Here is a 14,428-nt window from a genome sequence, read left to right on the forward strand (position 1 = left end):
GCGATATATTGATGATTGCCAATAAATAGCTACGACGGCTGATGAATATTGCCCAGGGCCGCTTGGTTGTAATGACGGCGGGGCTACTTTATTATGCGAACACCAGCGCGATGCTATTTCTAGATATGTTAGTTTTTATAATTAAGCGTTAATTTTTTAAAAATTAATTATAACATCTGACGGAGTTGGCTGACTTATTGTTTACCGTCGTCGCTGACCGCAATTTGCCTGCAACTTGTTGCTTATACAGATGTAATGCGAGGCCAGAATGCTGAATGTGAGTGCCATTCCGTTAACCGACATCTCACCCATCTGGGATGACGGTTTTCTCTCTCTCTCCAAGAACCTGCTCTCCGCCGTCACCCTGGATGATTTCATCAAGAAGCTGAACCGGATCGATGCCTGCTTCGGCGGCGTGACCCGGGTCAACCTGATCCTCAACCTGGGCACCGGGGAGGAGGCTGTCTGCTACTTCATGGGAGGGCAGGGGCCACAGCACCTGATCTGCCACAAGGCCGATCTGCATTTTTCCAAGGAGCAGGCCATCATACTGCCGGCGGCCCGCTTCATGAATCGCTGCGCCAAGCTCGCCAGCACCCCTGTCTACGACGGCCTGCAATCTTATTGCCAGCTGCCCATCACCACGGCACGCAGCCACCTGGGCGGCATCGAGTTCATCAGCACCGAGGCGAACGCCTTCCCGATGGAAACCCTGGCCAAGCTGACCCAGCTCGCGGCCATCGTCGCCATCGCGCTGGAGAACGTGCTGGACAAGGAGCGCACCCTGGAGCAGGCCAACTCCCTGCGCCTCGAGCGCGACAGCTGCAAGATCCTGGTGGACGTCACCAATGCGGTGATCAAGTTGGTGCGCATCGCCGAGCTGCCGAGGAGCCTGTTCACCATACTGCAGCACCACTTCTCCATCAGCAGCCTCTGTCTGGCCGAATACAACGCCACCTCCGACAGCTTCAAGAGCTATCTGGTCAATCAGCAGGCCTGCGATGCGCCCGGCATCATCAACCACTCCTGCTTCGAGAAGAACTGCCTGCAGGGGGCCCTCGGCCACAGCGAGCCCTTCTTCATCTATCGGGAGCAGGGCCACGGCTGCAACGCGAGCTGCCGCTTCACCTCCCAGATCCTGCCGGCCGATGCGGACAGCTCCTGCATCCTGCCGCTGCGTTATCGCGGCAACCTGCTGGGGGTGCTGATCCTGTCTCATCCCCAGGCTGACTTCTTCGCCGACATCGACATCTCCCTGCTGGAGCAGGTGGCGGCGCGCACGGCGATTGCCATGAACAACGTGCAGGCGCAGCAGGAGATCTCCAACACCAACGGCGCTAAGGAGAAGACCATCAGGGTCGCCGAGCTGCCGTCCAGCGCCGACTTTGCCAACATCATCTACCAGAGCGCCGCCATGGAGGCGGTGCTGGAGAAGGTGAGGCTGGTGGCCCAGAGCGACTGCTCGGTGTTGATCCTGGGGGAGACCGGTACCGGCAAGGAGCTGATCGCCCAGGCCATTCACGCCCTGAGCGCCCGCCGCGAGCAGGAGATGGTGAAGGTGAACTGCGCCGCCATCCCCACCGGCCTCATCGAGAGCGACCTGTTCGGCCACGAGAAGGGGGCCTTCACCGGCGCCCTGACCCAGCGCATCGGCCGCTTCGAGCGAGCCCACAAGGGCACCCTCTTCCTCGACGAGGTGGGGGACATGCCGCTCGACCTGCAACCCAAGCTGCTGCGGGTGCTGCAGGAGCACGAGCTGGAGCGGGTCGGCAACAGCAACCCCATCGCCATCGATGTGCGGCTGGTGGCGGCCACCAACTGCGACCTGCTCTCCATGGTCAAGAACAAGCGCTTTCGCAGCGATCTCTACTACCGGCTCAACGTCTTCCCCATCGAGCTGCCGCCCCTGCGCGAGCGGCGCGAGGACATACCGCTCTTGGTCAACTTCTTCATCAAGAAGATCGCCAGGCGGATGCGGCGCAACATCACTTCGATCCCGGCCGATGCCATGAAGATGCTGGTCTCCTTGCCCTGGTACGGCAACATCCGCGAGCTGGAGAACATCATAGAGCGGGCCGTGGTGATGACCCGCGGCCATGTGCTCAACCTCTCCCCCGACGAGCTGATGCCGCTCAAGGGCTACCACAAGATTGAGACCCTGGTCTATGACGAGCCGGCGCCGACCCTGTTCCGGGAGAGCCAGGGCCAGCCTGACGAGGGGGATGAGCGCCAGCGCATCATCGACACCCTGCGCGAGTGCAACGGCATCGTCGCCGGGGAGCGGGGCGCCGCCCAGCGGCTCGGCATGAAGCGCACCACCCTGCTGTCGAAGATGAAGCGGCTCGGTATCTCGGCGAAAGCCCCCCAGATCCTCGACTAAGGGGCACCCTAGATGTTGTCAGATACCGAAACCCCGCTGCACGAGCTGTGCGCACGGCGCGAGGTGGTTCACTACCAGCGGCGTGGCGTCACCACGGACGGCGCCATGCTGCTGCCCTGCGAAACCCCGGTGGCGCTGGTCTACAACGGCATCGCCCACACCGTGATGATGTGCAGCCCCACCGAGCTGGAGGACTTCGCCATCGGCTTCTCGCTGTCCGAGGGGATCATCGACAGCCTGCAGGACATCCACGACATCGAGCAGGTCGCCAGCTGTCAGGGCATCGAGGTGCATGTCACCCTGGCCAATCGCTGCGTCCATCGCCTCAAGGAGATGCGCCGTACCCTGACCGGCCGCACCGGCTGCGGCATCTGTGGCAGCGAGAGCCTGGATCAGGTGGTGCGCACCCTTCCGCGACTGCCCGACAGCCAGCGCCTCGAGGTGACCTTGATCGACAAGGTGCTGGAGACCCTGCGCCCCCTGCAACTGCTGGGACAGAGCACAGGCGCCACCCATGCCGCCGTGCACCTGGATGCGGCGGGCAACATCCTGGCCATTCGCGAGGACGTGGGCCGCCACATCGCGCTCGACAAGCTGGTGGGTCACCTGTGCCGCAGCGGTCGGCGCGATGGCGCCATCCTGGTGACCAGCCGCGCCAGCTTCGAGATGGTGCAAAAATGCGCCAGCGCCGGCATCGAGATCCTGCTCGCCATCTCGGCGGCCACCGAGCTCGCGGTGGATCGGGCGGAGCAGACCGGCCTCACCCTGGTGGGCTTCTGTCGCCCCGGCCGGGCCGAGATCTACAGCGGTCGCCAGCGCATCAGCCTGGACTAAGCCGCACAAACAGCTCCCCCGTTTCGTCGGCCCCGTCTCGTCAGGTGATTGGCGCTCGGGGCCGGCTCGGGTATAGTCCTGCGCCAACAAGATAGGTTCGGATGGCCGAGCCTGTGGCTGCCCGCCAGCAGTCACGGCCTCTGCCCATTCGACACGGCTTCAAAGGATACCCCATGAAATTCAGTCCCCTGCTCGATGAGATGATGAAGGCGCTGCAGGTGCTGCCGGGCGTCGGCCCCAAGTCGGCCCAGCGCATGGCGTTCACCCTGCTCGAGCGCGAGCGCAGCGGCGGCCTGCGCCTGGCCCAGCTGCTCAATCGGGCGCTGACCGAGATAGGTCACTGCAGCCACTGCCGCACCTTCACCGAGAACGATCTCTGCGAGATCTGCGCCAATCCCAAGCGCGAGGAGAGCGGCCTGCTGTGCGTGGTGGAGAGCCCGGCGGACGTGGCCGCCATCGAACACACCGGCCAGTTCTCCGGCCGCTACTTCGTGCTGATGGGGCACCTGTCACCGCTCGATGGCATAGGACCGGAGGAGCTGGGGCTCGAGATCCTGGAGCGCCGTCTGAAGGATGAGTCCATCAGCGAGCTGATCCTGGCCACCAACCCCACCATAGAGGGGGACGCCACCGCCTGGTACATCGCCGACATGGCCCGCGCCGCCGGCGTCGAGGTGAGCCGCATCGCCCACGGCGTGCCGGTGGGGGGCGAGCTGGAGCTGGTGGATGGCACCACCCTGTCCCACTCCCTGATGGGACGGCAGCGGCTGAAATAACCGGTCTGGGAGCCGGCCAAAAAACCGGCAGCCGAGGTCGTGATGAGGGGCGAGTGAGCAAGATTGCACACTCGCCCCTTGATATTTGGTGGGCCAGCCCCATCTAGGTTGGGAATCTGTTCAACCGACGTTTTGAGGATTGGTCGATGACCCAAAGTGTTCACGCCGAAACCCACGGCTTTCAAACCGAAGTCAAACAACTGCTGAGCCTGATGGCTCACAGCCTCTACTCCAACAAAGAAGTATTCCTGCGCGAGCTGATTTCCAACGCCTCAGATGCGGCGGACAAGCTGCGCTTCAAGGCGCTTTCCGATGCCTCTTTGTTCGAAAACGACGGCCAGCTGCGCGTGCGCCTGGTGGTGGACAAAGAGAACAAGACCCTGACCATCTCGGATAACGGCATCGGCATGACCCGGGATCAGGTGATCGAGCACCTTGGCACCATCGCCAAGTCCGGCACCGCCGACTTCTTCAAGCACCTGTCCGGCGATCAGGGCAAGGACTCCCAGCTGATCGGTCAGTTCGGGGTCGGCTTCTACTCCGCCTTCATCGTCGCCGACAAGGTGACAGTGATCTCCCGCGCTGCTGGTACCGAGCCGAGCCAGGGCGTGCAGTGGGAATCGGAAGGTGAAGGCTCCTTCACCGTCGCTGACGTGACCAAAGAGGGTCGCGGTACCGACGTCATCCTGCACCTGCGTGCCGAGGAAGAAGAGTTCCTGGACGACTGGCGCCTGCGCGCCGTGGTCGCCAAGTATTCCGACCATATCTCGGTGCCGGTGGAGATGTACAAGGAGGGCACCCCGGATCGGGAAGAAGACGGTGAAACCATCGTCGGCACCCCGGGCGAGTGGGAGCAGGTCAACCGCGCCACCGCACTCTGGACCCGTAATCCGAAGGACATCAAGGATGAGGAGTACCAGGAGTTCTACAAGCACGTCGCCCACGACTTCGAGGATCCGCTGTTGTGGGGTCACAACCGGGTGGAAGGGGCGCAGGAGTACACCAGCCTGCTCTACGTGCCGGCCCGCGCACCGTTCGATCTTTACAACCGCGAGCAGAAGCACGGCCTGAAGCTCTACGTGCAGCGCGTCTTCATCATGGACGACGCCGAGCAGTTTATGCCGACCTACCTGCGCTTCGTCAAAGGGGTGCTGGACTCCAACGATCTGCCGCTCAACGTCAGCCGCGAGATCCTGCAGGACAACAAGGTCACCGCCTCCCTGCGCAAGGCTTGCTCCAAGCGCGTCCTGACCATGCTCAACAAGCTGGCCAAGGATGACGGCGAGAAGTACGCCAAGTTCTGGAGCGAGTTCGGCAACGTGCTCAAAGAGGGCCCGGCCGAGGATTACGCGAACCGCGAGGAGATCGCCAAGCTGCTGCGCTTCGCCAGCACCGCCGGCGAGGGCGAAGCTCAGACGGTCTCCCTTGAGGATTACGTTGGCCGAATGAAGGAAGGCCAGCAGAAGATTTACTACATCACCGCCGACAGCTTCGCCGCGGCCAAGAACAGCCCGCACCTCGAGATCTTCCGCAAGAAGGGCGTCGAAGTGCTGCTGATGTGGGAGCGGGTGGACGAGTGGCTGATGAGCCACCTCACCGAGTTCGACGGCAAGCAGCTGGTCTCAGTCACCCGTGGCGAGCTGGACCTGGGCGAGCTGGAGGACGAAGCGGCCAAGCAGGCGCAGGAGGAGGCCGAGAAGGCCAACGCCGGTCTGGTTGAGCGGGTCAAGAGCAGCCTCGGCGAGGCGGTGAAAGAGGTGCGTGTCACCCACCGTCTGACCGACTCACCCTCTTGCATCGTCACCGACGACCACGGCATGAGCACCCAGATGATCAAGCTGATGCGCGCCGCCGGCCAGCCGGTACCGGAGCAGAAGTACATCCTGGAGCTCAACCCGGACCATGCGCTGGTGAAGAAGCTCGACACCATCACCGACGACAACCTGTTCGGTGAGTGGGTCAGCCTCTTGCACGAGCAGGCCCAACTGGCGGAGCAGGGCGGTCTCAATGACCCGGCCAGCTTCGTGTCTCGAGTCAACCGTCTGCTACTCCAGGCGTGATGGCGCAGGCCCACTGTGATGCAGTGGGCCTTTTTATTGGGCGCTCGCTGCCGATGGGGCGGGCGCCTCGCCAGTTGATGGATTGCTGCATTTTCAATCACTTTTTGTGTGCCGGCCCTGCGCCTTAAGTCGCATCGCCAGCGCGTACACATGGTGATAATGTGGGCACTCACACGGGGCAAGCTTGTTAAAACGGGCGAAACCGTGTAGTTTTTTGCCTTCTCAAGAATTGAATAACCAATCAATTAGGAGCGTGTATGCGCATTGTTCTGTTGGGAGCACCGGGTGCCGGTAAAGGTACCCAGGCTCAGTTCATCATGGAAAAACACGGTATTCCGCAGATCTCCACCGGCGACATGCTGCGTGCGGCGATCAAGGCGGGCACCGAGCTGGGCCTCAAGGCCAAGGCCGTGATGGACGCAGGTCAGCTCGTCTCCGACGACATCATCATCGGCCTGGTCAAAGAGCGTATCGCCCAACCGGATTGCGCCAACGGCTTCTTGCTGGACGGCTTCCCCCGCACCATTCCCCAGGCGCAAGCCATGAAGGAAGCCGGTGTGGTGGTGGACTTCGTACTGGAATTCGCGGTGCCGGACGAAGAGATCGTCAAGCGCATGAGCGGTCGCCGTGTTCACTCCGGCTCCGGTCGTACCTACCACCTGGTGTTCAACCCGCCGAAAGTGGAAGGCAAGGATGACGTGACCGGCGAGGATCTGGTGATCCGTGCCGACGACGAAGAGACCACGGTGCGCAAGCGCCTGGATGTCTACCATCAGCAGACCGCGCCGCTGATCGGTTTCTACGGCAAGGAAGCGGAAGCGGGCAACACCCGTTACGTCAAGATCGACGGCACTCAGCCGGTGGACGTCGTCAGCCAGCAGCTGGCGGCCATCCTGGGCTAAGTCTGCCCATTGTCGGTTGACAAGACAGCATGAAATAAGGGTCCATCCAGGGCCCTTTATTGCATTAAAACAAGAACGACAAAAATAGAACGACAGGAAGCTAACGTGACCACGAAAACCGGGATCTTGCTAGTCAATCTGGGGACGCCAGCCGCACCGACCACGGCGGCCGTCAAGGCCTTCCTCAGCCAGTTCCTCCAGGACCCGCGGGTGGTCGAGATACCCCGCCTGCTGTGGTCGCCGCTGCTCACCTTCGCCATTCTGCCGTTCCGTGCCCCCAGGGTTGCCAAGCTCTACCAGCAGGTCTGGACCGAGCAAGGCTCACCGCTGATGGCCATCAGCCAGCGTCAGCGCGATGCCCTGGAGCAAGAGCTCAAGCGCGAAGGGGTGGAGGTGCCCGTGGTGCTCGCCATGACCTATGGCAGCCCCTCGCTCAGCGATGGCTGGCAGGCGCTCAAGGCGCAGGGCGTCAACCGGGTGATACTGCTGCCGCTCTATCCGCAGTATGCCGCCAGCACCACGGCCGCGGTGTTCGACGGCTGGGCCAGGGTGATGCAGGGCGAGCGCCACCTACCGGTGATGCGCCTCATCCGTGACTACCATAATCACCCCGAATACATTCAGGCGCTGGCCATGAGCGTGCGCCGCCAGTGGGAGCAGCAGGGCCAGGGTGAGCACCTGCTGATGTCGTTCCACGGCATCCCCCAGCGCTGCGAGGACGAGGGGGATCCCTATGGTCACCAGTGCCGCCGCACCGCGACCCTGCTGGCCGAGGCGCTGGGTCTGGCCCCCGAGCAGTGGAGCGCCAGCTTCCAGTCCCGCTTCGGCAAGCAGGAGTGGCTCAAGCCTTATACCGATGCCACCATCACGGCGCTGGCGGGGCAGGGGATCAAGCGGCTTGACGTGATCTGCCCGGCGTTCTCCGCCGACTGCCTCGAGACCCTGGAGGAGATCCAGGTCGAGAACCGCGCCCTCTTCATCGAGGGGGGCGGAGAGCAGTTCCACTACATTCCCGCGCTCAACAGCGATCAGGCCCATATCCGCATGATGGTGTCGCTCATCTGCCGCGAGCTGGCATGATGATGCGCTCCATGTCGCGCACGGCTGATGGTGTCGCCCATTATTTGCCGCGAGCTGGCATGAGCCACATTGCTTTCAGGATCCAACGATAAGGAGTGTCATGATGATGCATATCACGCTGATCTACGCCGGCCTCTTGGGGCTTTTGTTCCTGCTGCTCTCCTGCTGGGTGGTCAAGCGTCGGCGCCAGTTCAGGGTCAAGATAGGAGCAGGGGACGCGCCCGAGATGCTGGCGGCGATCCGAGCCCACGGCAACTTCGCCGAGTACGTGCCGCTCACCCTGCTGCTGATGGCCCTGTGCGAGCTGGCCGGGGTCGGCGCCTTCTGGCTGCACCTCGGCGGCTCGCTGCTGCTGGTGGGGCGGATACTGCACGCCATCGGCATCCAGCTGCCCGAGGCACCGAACAAGCCCCGGCTGTTTGGCACCCTGTGCTTCTGGTTGTCGCTTGGGATCTTCTCGGTGCTGGCCCTGGTGCAGGGGTTGTCATTCGGCTGAGGCCTGGCCCCGGCAGACAGCGAAACACCACCTCCCCGCGAGGTGGTTTTTTTGGCTCCAAGATCAAACGTTTGCCTCGCCAGCCCTTGTCTATACTGACCCCATATTTTAATCGGGCGACTTTTCGGCGAGGCGGATTGTGTTAAAATCCCGCCCCTCTTCCCCCCAGAGCACAGAACATTGCCATGAAATTTCCCGGTCAGCGCAAGTCCAAACACTACTTCCCGGTCGACAGGCGTGATCCCCTGATCCCGCAGAATCCCCTGCTCACCGAACTGGGCAAGGCCTATGTAGTGGGCATCGATCAGACCCTGGTGGACATCGAAGCGCATGTGGACGAGGACTTCCTGAACCGTTATGGCCTGAGCAAGGGCCACTCGGTGGTGATCAGCGATGACGTGGCCGAGCGGGTCTACGAAGAGCTCAAGACCAACAACATGGTGGTGAGTGAGTTCGCCGGTGGCACCATTGGCAACACCATGCACAACTACTCGGTGCTGGCCGATTCCCACTCCATCCTGCTCGGGGTGATGAGCCAGGACATCCGCATCGGCAGCTACGCCTACCGCTATCTGTGCAACACCTCCTCCCGCGTCAACCTGGACTACCTGCAACCGGTCGACGGCCCGGTCGGTCGCTGCTTCACCTTCATCACCGAGTGTGGCGAGCGCAGCTTCGGCATCAACGCCGGCAAGATGAACCAGCTGGATGTGCACCATGTGCCGGAAGAGGTGATCAAGGGGGCCTCCGCCCTGGTGATCACCGCCTACCTGGTGCGCGGTGACGATGGCGACCCCATGAAAGAGGCCGCCATGAGCGCGGTGCGCTACGCCCGCGAGGCCGGGGTGCCTGTGGTGCTGACCCTGGGCACCCGTTTCGTCATCGCCGACAATCCCCAGTGGTGGCGCGACTTCATCGCCGAGAACGTGACGGTGCTGGCGATGAACGAGGACGAGGGCGAGGCCCTGACCGGGATCAAGGATCCCCTCGGCGCCGCCGACAAGGCCCTCGACTGGGCCGACATGGTGCTCTGCACCGCCGGCCCCATCGGCCTCTACATGGCGAGCTACACCGAGGAAGATTACAAGCGCGAGACCACCCATACCCTGCTGCCCGGGGTCATACCCGAGTTCAACATGTATGAGTTCAGCCGCCCCATGGCCCGTGCCAAGTGCCGCAAACCGGCGCGCATCTACTCCCACATCTCCCCCTACATGGGCGGGCCTGAGAAGATCAAGAACACCAATGGCGCGGGGGATGGCGCGCTGTCTGCCGTGCTGCACGACATGGTGGCCAACGCCTATCACCGCATGAATGTGCCGAACTCCGCCAAGCACATGTCCGAGTTCCTCACCTACTCCTCCCTGGCCCAGGTGTGCAAATACGCCAACCGGGTCAGCTACGAGGTGCTGGCCCAGAGCAGCCCGCGCCTCTCCCGCGGTCTGCCCGAGAAGGAAGACAGCCTGGAAGAGGTGTACTGGGAGCGTTGATCGCGGCTTTTGCTGAAGAAGACCAAGGCGCCTGCGGGCGCCTTGATGCATGTCGGGGCTGGCGGCGAATACCCCGGCCAGGCACCGGTTGACCGGGCCGGCGACGGGCCATCTCGCCCACGCCGGCGACATGTCGAGGGCCCGGATCGCCCAATATCGTACCCTATGGGCCTGATCCCCTCCTTTTTGGGGATAAGGCTTGAGTCTGCGGGGCTTTTGGGACACCATCAGCCCCATTATTGGCCAGCATTGGCCGACCGCCTGCAGGAGAGAGACCCCCATGAGCAAACTAACTGACAATCTTGACGCCAATTTCCAGCTGTTTATCGAAGAAGTCCGCGAGTCGGGTCAGGTGTGGGGTCTGCGCTACGGTGAGGACTGGGTGGTCTGCCGCTCTGCCGAGTTCGAAGACGCCGACGTGATGCCGCTCTGGTCCGCCGAGGCCGATGCCCGTCGCCACTGCGTGGACGAGTGGGCTGACTACGAGCCTGAGGTGATCGAGCTGGAAGAGTTCCTCGACATCTGGATCAACGATCTGGACGAGGACGATGTGCTGGTCGGCCCGAACTGGAACGCCGATCTGGAAGGCCAGGAGCTCGAACCCATCGAGCTGGCCAAGGCCCTGATCGAACTGGATGCCTGAACAGTTCTGCATTGATGGCCCGCATTTGGGACCATGGAATGCCACCAGAACCGATAGCCGCGAGGCTGTCGGTTTTTTTATGGCCCGCATTGCAGAATATTGAATGAAAAGGCGATTTGGCTTGGCGCTGACGGCGCTATGAGCCATCATCAATCCTTTGCCAGACGGGAGGTGCCATGTTTGTATTCGACGTGAGCGGACGAGCGGGAGCACGGGCCGAGATCCGCGTGCAGGCGCTGGACTGGGGCCAGAGCGGGCCCGTCACCTTCAGCTGCGACAGCGATGAGCTGGCGCTGGTGCTGCTCACCGGCTGCCGCTGTGATGCGGTGGGCTTCTTCAATCTGCTGGCCGGTTGCAAGCCGCTCTATGTCGAGCAGTGGCTCGCCTACCTGCAGGAGACTGGCCACATCGACAAGCAGAGCTGTCAGTTGGAGAGTCCGGCCCAGGAGGATTACCTGACCCGGGCCGGCTTGGCGGACGATGAGCTCAACGCCCTGTTGGGACAGGTGTATCGGGTGGCCGGTTTCAATCGCCTGCAGATCAACCGCTACCTCAAGAATCGCCACAACCCGACCATGCTGGCGACCCGCTACGATCAGAAGGAGCTGGAGCGCTACCGCCAGCTCAACGACATCATTCTGACCTTGCTGAAGTTGAAGCGTCCTCAGTAAACAATCCGAGCTGGCTTATGTCCGGCCTCAGCTCCTGGGGCTTGGCGATCAGATAGCCCTGCAGCCCGTCCACATACATGCCCTGCAGCAGCTGCTTCTGAGCGAGCTGCTCCACTCCCTCCGCGATCACCAGACAGCCCATGCGATGGGACACATCGACGATCATCCGCACGAACTGCTGGTTGGTGAGATCCTGCTCCAGCTCGGTGATGAGGGCGGGATCCAGCTTGATGTAATCGGGTTTGAGTTCACGAAACAGGCTGAACGAGCCTATCCCCTTGCCGAAGTTGCAGATGGCGGAGCGGCTGCCGTGCCGCCTGAGCAGCTCGAACAGCCGTCTGGCCCCCGTCAAGTTGCGCTCGAGCTGCTCCTCGTCCAGCTCGAACACCAGGTTGGCGCTGGTGTTGGGATCTTTTTGCAGCTGGTGATCGAGCCAGATGAGGAAGGTGCTGTTCTGCAGCAGGTTGCCCGAGAGACTGAAGCCCCAGCGGCCGTTGTTGCTGCCGAAGGCCCGGTACTGGCGCATGATGTTCAGGATCACCATCTGCTCAAGCCGCATCACCATGTCCAGGCGATGGGCCATGGCGAGCAGGGTATCGGTGGGCAGCACAGTGCCATCGACGCTGCTGAAGCGGGCGTAGATGTCGTGGTAGGCGAGCATGCCGCGGTGCAGGGGCATGATGGGCTGACAGGTGAAGCTGATATGCTCCTGCTCCATCAGATCGGTCAGCACCTGGGTCCAGTGGCGCTGGCCCTGCAACTCGACCACGTCGTCATTCTGCTGGATGGCCCAGCCGTTGACCGCCTCCGTCTGGGCGCGGGCCAGCGCCAGATCGGCCCGGGCCAGGATCGCCTCGATCTTCTGCTCGCTGCTCAGCCGGGTCATCCCCGAATAGGCCGCGCTCTCCAGCCCGTGTTGCCGCTGATAGTGATCGAAGGCGAGCTTGAGATCCCGCCCCAGCAGGTGCGGCGGTATGTTGGCGACCGGCGGCACCAGCACGGCGAAGTCGGCCCCCGAGATGCGGTAGACCTGATGGCCGGGGAAGCGGCTCACCGTGTGGGTGATGAGGTTGGCGATGTCCTTGATGTAGGCATCGCCGGACTGGAAGCCACGCTGGGCGTTGAGCTTGCCAAGCTCGGTGGCGCGGATCAGCACCAGGATCGCGGTCTGGGTATCCTCCTGTTGCAGCAGCTCGGTCAGATCGCGCCGGAACGCGTGGCGATTGCGCAAGCGGGTCATCTCGTCCTGGGTGGCCTGGTTGTGCAGCTCGCTGATCTGGCGGTGGGCATCGAGTTCGGCTTCACTGAAAGAGACCAGCAGCTGGCGCAGTGCCGCTTGTGCCTGGGGACTCTCCAGCAGCTCGGGATCCTGCTGTTGCAGCGCCAGCAGCCAGCGTTGCTCCTGCCTCGTTTTATCCGCCTTGTGCACGGCACGGATGAGCAGGAACAGCAAGGCAAGGGCGATGACAGTGGTGGCCATGACCAGCAGCAGGGTGAGTGGCGGGACCGGGGGGGCGAGCCAGATCCCTTGCAGCAGCAGCAGGGGCATGCAGACCATGGCGCTGACCAGCAGCAGGTTCCCCTCGAACTTATTCAACATCGTGTCATCCTTGATGATGTCTGTGATGGCTAAATTCTAACCAAGCTGGCGGGACAAAGCATGAGTACTCACGCAACTCCTGGAAAAGCGCCGGTGGAAAGCGACTAAATGTGAGTGAAAACACTTTCACAACCCGTAAAAAAGGCGAAGATGGGTTGAAAACAGCTCCAACAAGGCCGAGGTAATTATGTTGCTAGAACCCGAAAATACTGCCAAAGCACGGCAATTGTTGAACCAGAGTATGGCCTTGGTGCTCGCAGGGGGACGCGGCAGCCGCTTGAAGCAGCTGACCGACAACCGCGCCAAGCCGGCGGTTCATTTCGGCGGCAAGTTCCGCATCATCGACTTCGTACTCTCCAACTGCATCAACTCCGGCATCCGCCGGGTGGGTGTGGTTACCCAGTACAAGTCCCACAGCCTGCTGCGTCACCTGCAATCCGGTTGGTCCTTCCTGCGTTACCAGATGAACGAGTTCATCGACCTGCTGCCCGCCCAGCAGCGGGTGGACGAGGTGCACTGGTATCGCGGCACCGCCGACGCCATCTACCAGAACGTCGACATCATCCGCGACTACGGCCCCAAGTACATAGTGGTGCTGGCGGGGGATCACATCTACAAGATGGACTATGCCGCCATGCTGCTCGATCACGTGCGCCTCGGCGCCAAGGTGACGGTGGCCTGCATCGAGGTGCCGCGGGCCGAGGCGTCTGCCTTCGGGGTCATGGACATCGACGAGCATCGCAAGATCCGCGCCTTCGTGGAGAAGCCGGCCAATCCGCCCGCCATGCCGGGCAACGATCAGGTCTCCCTGGCCTCCATGGGGATCTACATCTTCGAGGCGGAATACCTGTATCAGCTGCTGGAGGAGGACATTCACAATCAGGAGTCCAAGCACGACTTCGGCATGGACGTGATCCCGCGCATCGTGGGGGAGGGCAAGGCCTTTGCGCACCCCTTCACCATGTCCTGTGTCGGGGCCAAGGAGGGGCAGAAACCCTACTGGCGTGACGTGGGGACCCTGGATTCGTTCTGGGAGGCGAACATGGATCTCGCCTCAGTGGTGCCCGAACTCGACATCTATGACGAGAACTGGCCCATCTGGACCAGCCAGACCATGACCCCGCCCGCCAAGTTCGTGCAGGACAGGAACGGTCAGCACGGCATGACCATCAACTCCATGTTCGCGGGGGGATCCATCGTCAGCGGCTCCTTCGTGCTGAACTCCGTGCTGTTCACTCACGTGCGGGTGCACTCCTTCTGCACCCTGGATCAGGCGATCATCTTCCCCGGGGTCGAGATCGGCGCCGGTTGCCGGCTGCGCCGGGTGGTGGTGGACAAGGGCTGTGTGCTGCCAGACGGGCTGGTGGTGGGGGAGAATGCCGATGAGGATATCCGTCGCTTCTACCGCTCGGAGCAGGGCATAGTGCTGGTGACCAAGGAGATGCTGGCCAAGCTCGACTGATGGTACGCAGACAAATAAAAAGGGAGCCTTGAAG

Annotated in this window: 12 protein-coding genes; 11 read left to right on the forward strand and 1 reads right to left on the reverse strand. The window is 62.3% G+C overall.

Features of this window, described 5'->3' with window-relative positions:
* Positions 1-268: 268 nt before the first annotated feature.
* The 10 genes from EL255_RS08660 (at position 269) to EL255_RS08710 (ending at position 11,332) form a co-directional block, all read left to right on the forward strand.
* The gene (locus tag EL255_RS08660; protein ID WP_042653531.1) at positions 269-2,380 is read left to right on the forward strand and encodes a sigma 54-interacting transcriptional regulator; all 2,112 of its coding nucleotides are present in this window, start codon (positions 269-271) and stop codon (positions 2,378-2,380) included.
* 12 nt (positions 2,381-2,392) lie between these two features.
* Positions 2,393-3,214: a formate dehydrogenase accessory sulfurtransferase FdhD gene (fdhD, locus tag EL255_RS08665; protein WP_042653532.1), complete on the forward strand. Its 822-nt coding sequence runs from the start codon at positions 2,393-2,395 to the stop codon at positions 3,212-3,214.
* A 173-nt stretch (positions 3,215-3,387) separates the two neighbouring features.
* Complete coding sequence (gene recR, locus EL255_RS08670) at positions 3,388-3,990, forward strand: recombination mediator RecR (protein ID WP_042653533.1); 603 nt, start codon at positions 3,388-3,390, stop codon at positions 3,988-3,990.
* A gap of 146 nt (positions 3,991-4,136) precedes the next feature.
* Positions 4,137-6,050 (forward strand): molecular chaperone HtpG, encoded by a 1,914-nt coding sequence (htpG, locus tag EL255_RS08675; protein WP_042653534.1) that lies wholly within the window; start codon positions 4,137-4,139, stop codon positions 6,048-6,050.
* Between the two features lie 257 nt (positions 6,051-6,307).
* The gene (gene adk / locus EL255_RS08685; RefSeq protein WP_042653535.1) at positions 6,308-6,952 is read left to right on the forward strand and encodes an adenylate kinase; all 645 of its coding nucleotides are present in this window, start codon (positions 6,308-6,310) and stop codon (positions 6,950-6,952) included.
* A 105-nt stretch (positions 6,953-7,057) separates the two neighbouring features.
* Complete coding sequence (hemH, locus tag EL255_RS08690; protein WP_042653536.1) at positions 7,058-8,032, forward strand: ferrochelatase; 975 nt, start codon at positions 7,058-7,060, stop codon at positions 8,030-8,032.
* Between the two features lie 103 nt (positions 8,033-8,135).
* The gene (locus EL255_RS08695; protein WP_033130257.1) at positions 8,136-8,528 is read left to right on the forward strand and encodes an MAPEG family protein; all 393 of its coding nucleotides are present in this window, start codon (positions 8,136-8,138) and stop codon (positions 8,526-8,528) included.
* A 185-nt stretch (positions 8,529-8,713) separates the two neighbouring features.
* The gene (locus EL255_RS08700; protein ID WP_042653537.1) at positions 8,714-10,018 is read left to right on the forward strand and encodes an inosine/guanosine kinase; all 1,305 of its coding nucleotides are present in this window, start codon (positions 8,714-8,716) and stop codon (positions 10,016-10,018) included.
* Between the two features lie 280 nt (positions 10,019-10,298).
* A complete protein-coding gene (locus tag EL255_RS08705) occupies positions 10,299-10,661 on the forward strand; it encodes a DUF2750 domain-containing protein (RefSeq protein WP_042653538.1) in 363 nt (120 codons plus the stop codon).
* A 176-nt stretch (positions 10,662-10,837) separates the two neighbouring features.
* Positions 10,838-11,332 (forward strand): hypothetical protein, encoded by a 495-nt coding sequence (locus EL255_RS08710; RefSeq protein ID WP_042653539.1) that lies wholly within the window; start codon positions 10,838-10,840, stop codon positions 11,330-11,332.
* Here the strand turns inward: EL255_RS08710 and EL255_RS08715 are convergent.
* Positions 11,295-12,932, reverse strand: a complete 1,638-nt coding sequence (locus tag EL255_RS08715) for an EAL domain-containing protein (RefSeq protein ID WP_042653540.1) — start codon at positions 12,930-12,932, stop codon at positions 11,295-11,297. The two genes, EL255_RS08710 and EL255_RS08715, sit on opposite strands and share 38 nt — an antisense overlap.
* Before the next feature lie 187 nt (positions 12,933-13,119).
* Here EL255_RS08715 and glgC point away from each other — a divergent pair, with 187 nt between their 5' ends.
* Positions 13,120-14,394, forward strand: a complete 1,275-nt coding sequence (glgC, locus tag EL255_RS08720) for a glucose-1-phosphate adenylyltransferase (RefSeq protein ID WP_042653541.1) — start codon at positions 13,120-13,122, stop codon at positions 14,392-14,394.
* Positions 14,395-14,428 lie beyond the last annotated feature (34 nt).

Origin of the sequence: Aeromonas encheleia, from assembly GCF_900637545.1 — a bacterium.
Lineage (GTDB): Bacteria > Pseudomonadota > Gammaproteobacteria > Enterobacterales > Aeromonadaceae > Aeromonas > Aeromonas encheleia.

Excerpts from the sequence above, each read along its gene's own strand:
- EL255_RS08700 (WP_042653537.1), top strand. The coding sequence starts at position 8,714 with ATGAAATTTCCCGGTCAGCGCAAGTCCAAACACTACTTCCCGGTCGAC.
- EL255_RS08660 (WP_042653531.1), top strand. The coding sequence starts at position 269 with ATGCTGAATGTGAGTGCCATTCCGTTAACCGACATCTCACCCATCTGG.
- adk (WP_042653535.1), top strand. The coding sequence starts at position 6,308 with ATGCGCATTGTTCTGTTGGGAGCACCGGGTGCCGGTAAAGGTACCCAG.
- fdhD (WP_042653532.1), top strand. The coding sequence starts at position 2,393 with ATGTTGTCAGATACCGAAACCCCGCTGCACGAGCTGTGCGCACGGCGC.
- htpG (WP_042653534.1), top strand. The coding sequence starts at position 4,137 with ATGACCCAAAGTGTTCACGCCGAAACCCACGGCTTTCAAACCGAAGTC.
- EL255_RS08715 (WP_042653540.1), bottom strand. The coding sequence starts at position 12,932 with ATGTTGAATAAGTTCGAGGGGAACCTGCTGCTGGTCAGCGCCATGGTC.
- recR (WP_042653533.1), top strand. The coding sequence starts at position 3,388 with ATGAAATTCAGTCCCCTGCTCGATGAGATGATGAAGGCGCTGCAGGTG.
- glgC (WP_042653541.1), top strand. The coding sequence starts at position 13,120 with ATGTTGCTAGAACCCGAAAATACTGCCAAAGCACGGCAATTGTTGAAC.
- EL255_RS08710 (WP_042653539.1), top strand. The coding sequence starts at position 10,838 with ATGTTTGTATTCGACGTGAGCGGACGAGCGGGAGCACGGGCCGAGATC.
- EL255_RS08705 (WP_042653538.1), top strand. The coding sequence starts at position 10,299 with ATGAGCAAACTAACTGACAATCTTGACGCCAATTTCCAGCTGTTTATC.
- EL255_RS08695 (WP_033130257.1), top strand. The coding sequence starts at position 8,136 with ATGATGCATATCACGCTGATCTACGCCGGCCTCTTGGGGCTTTTGTTC.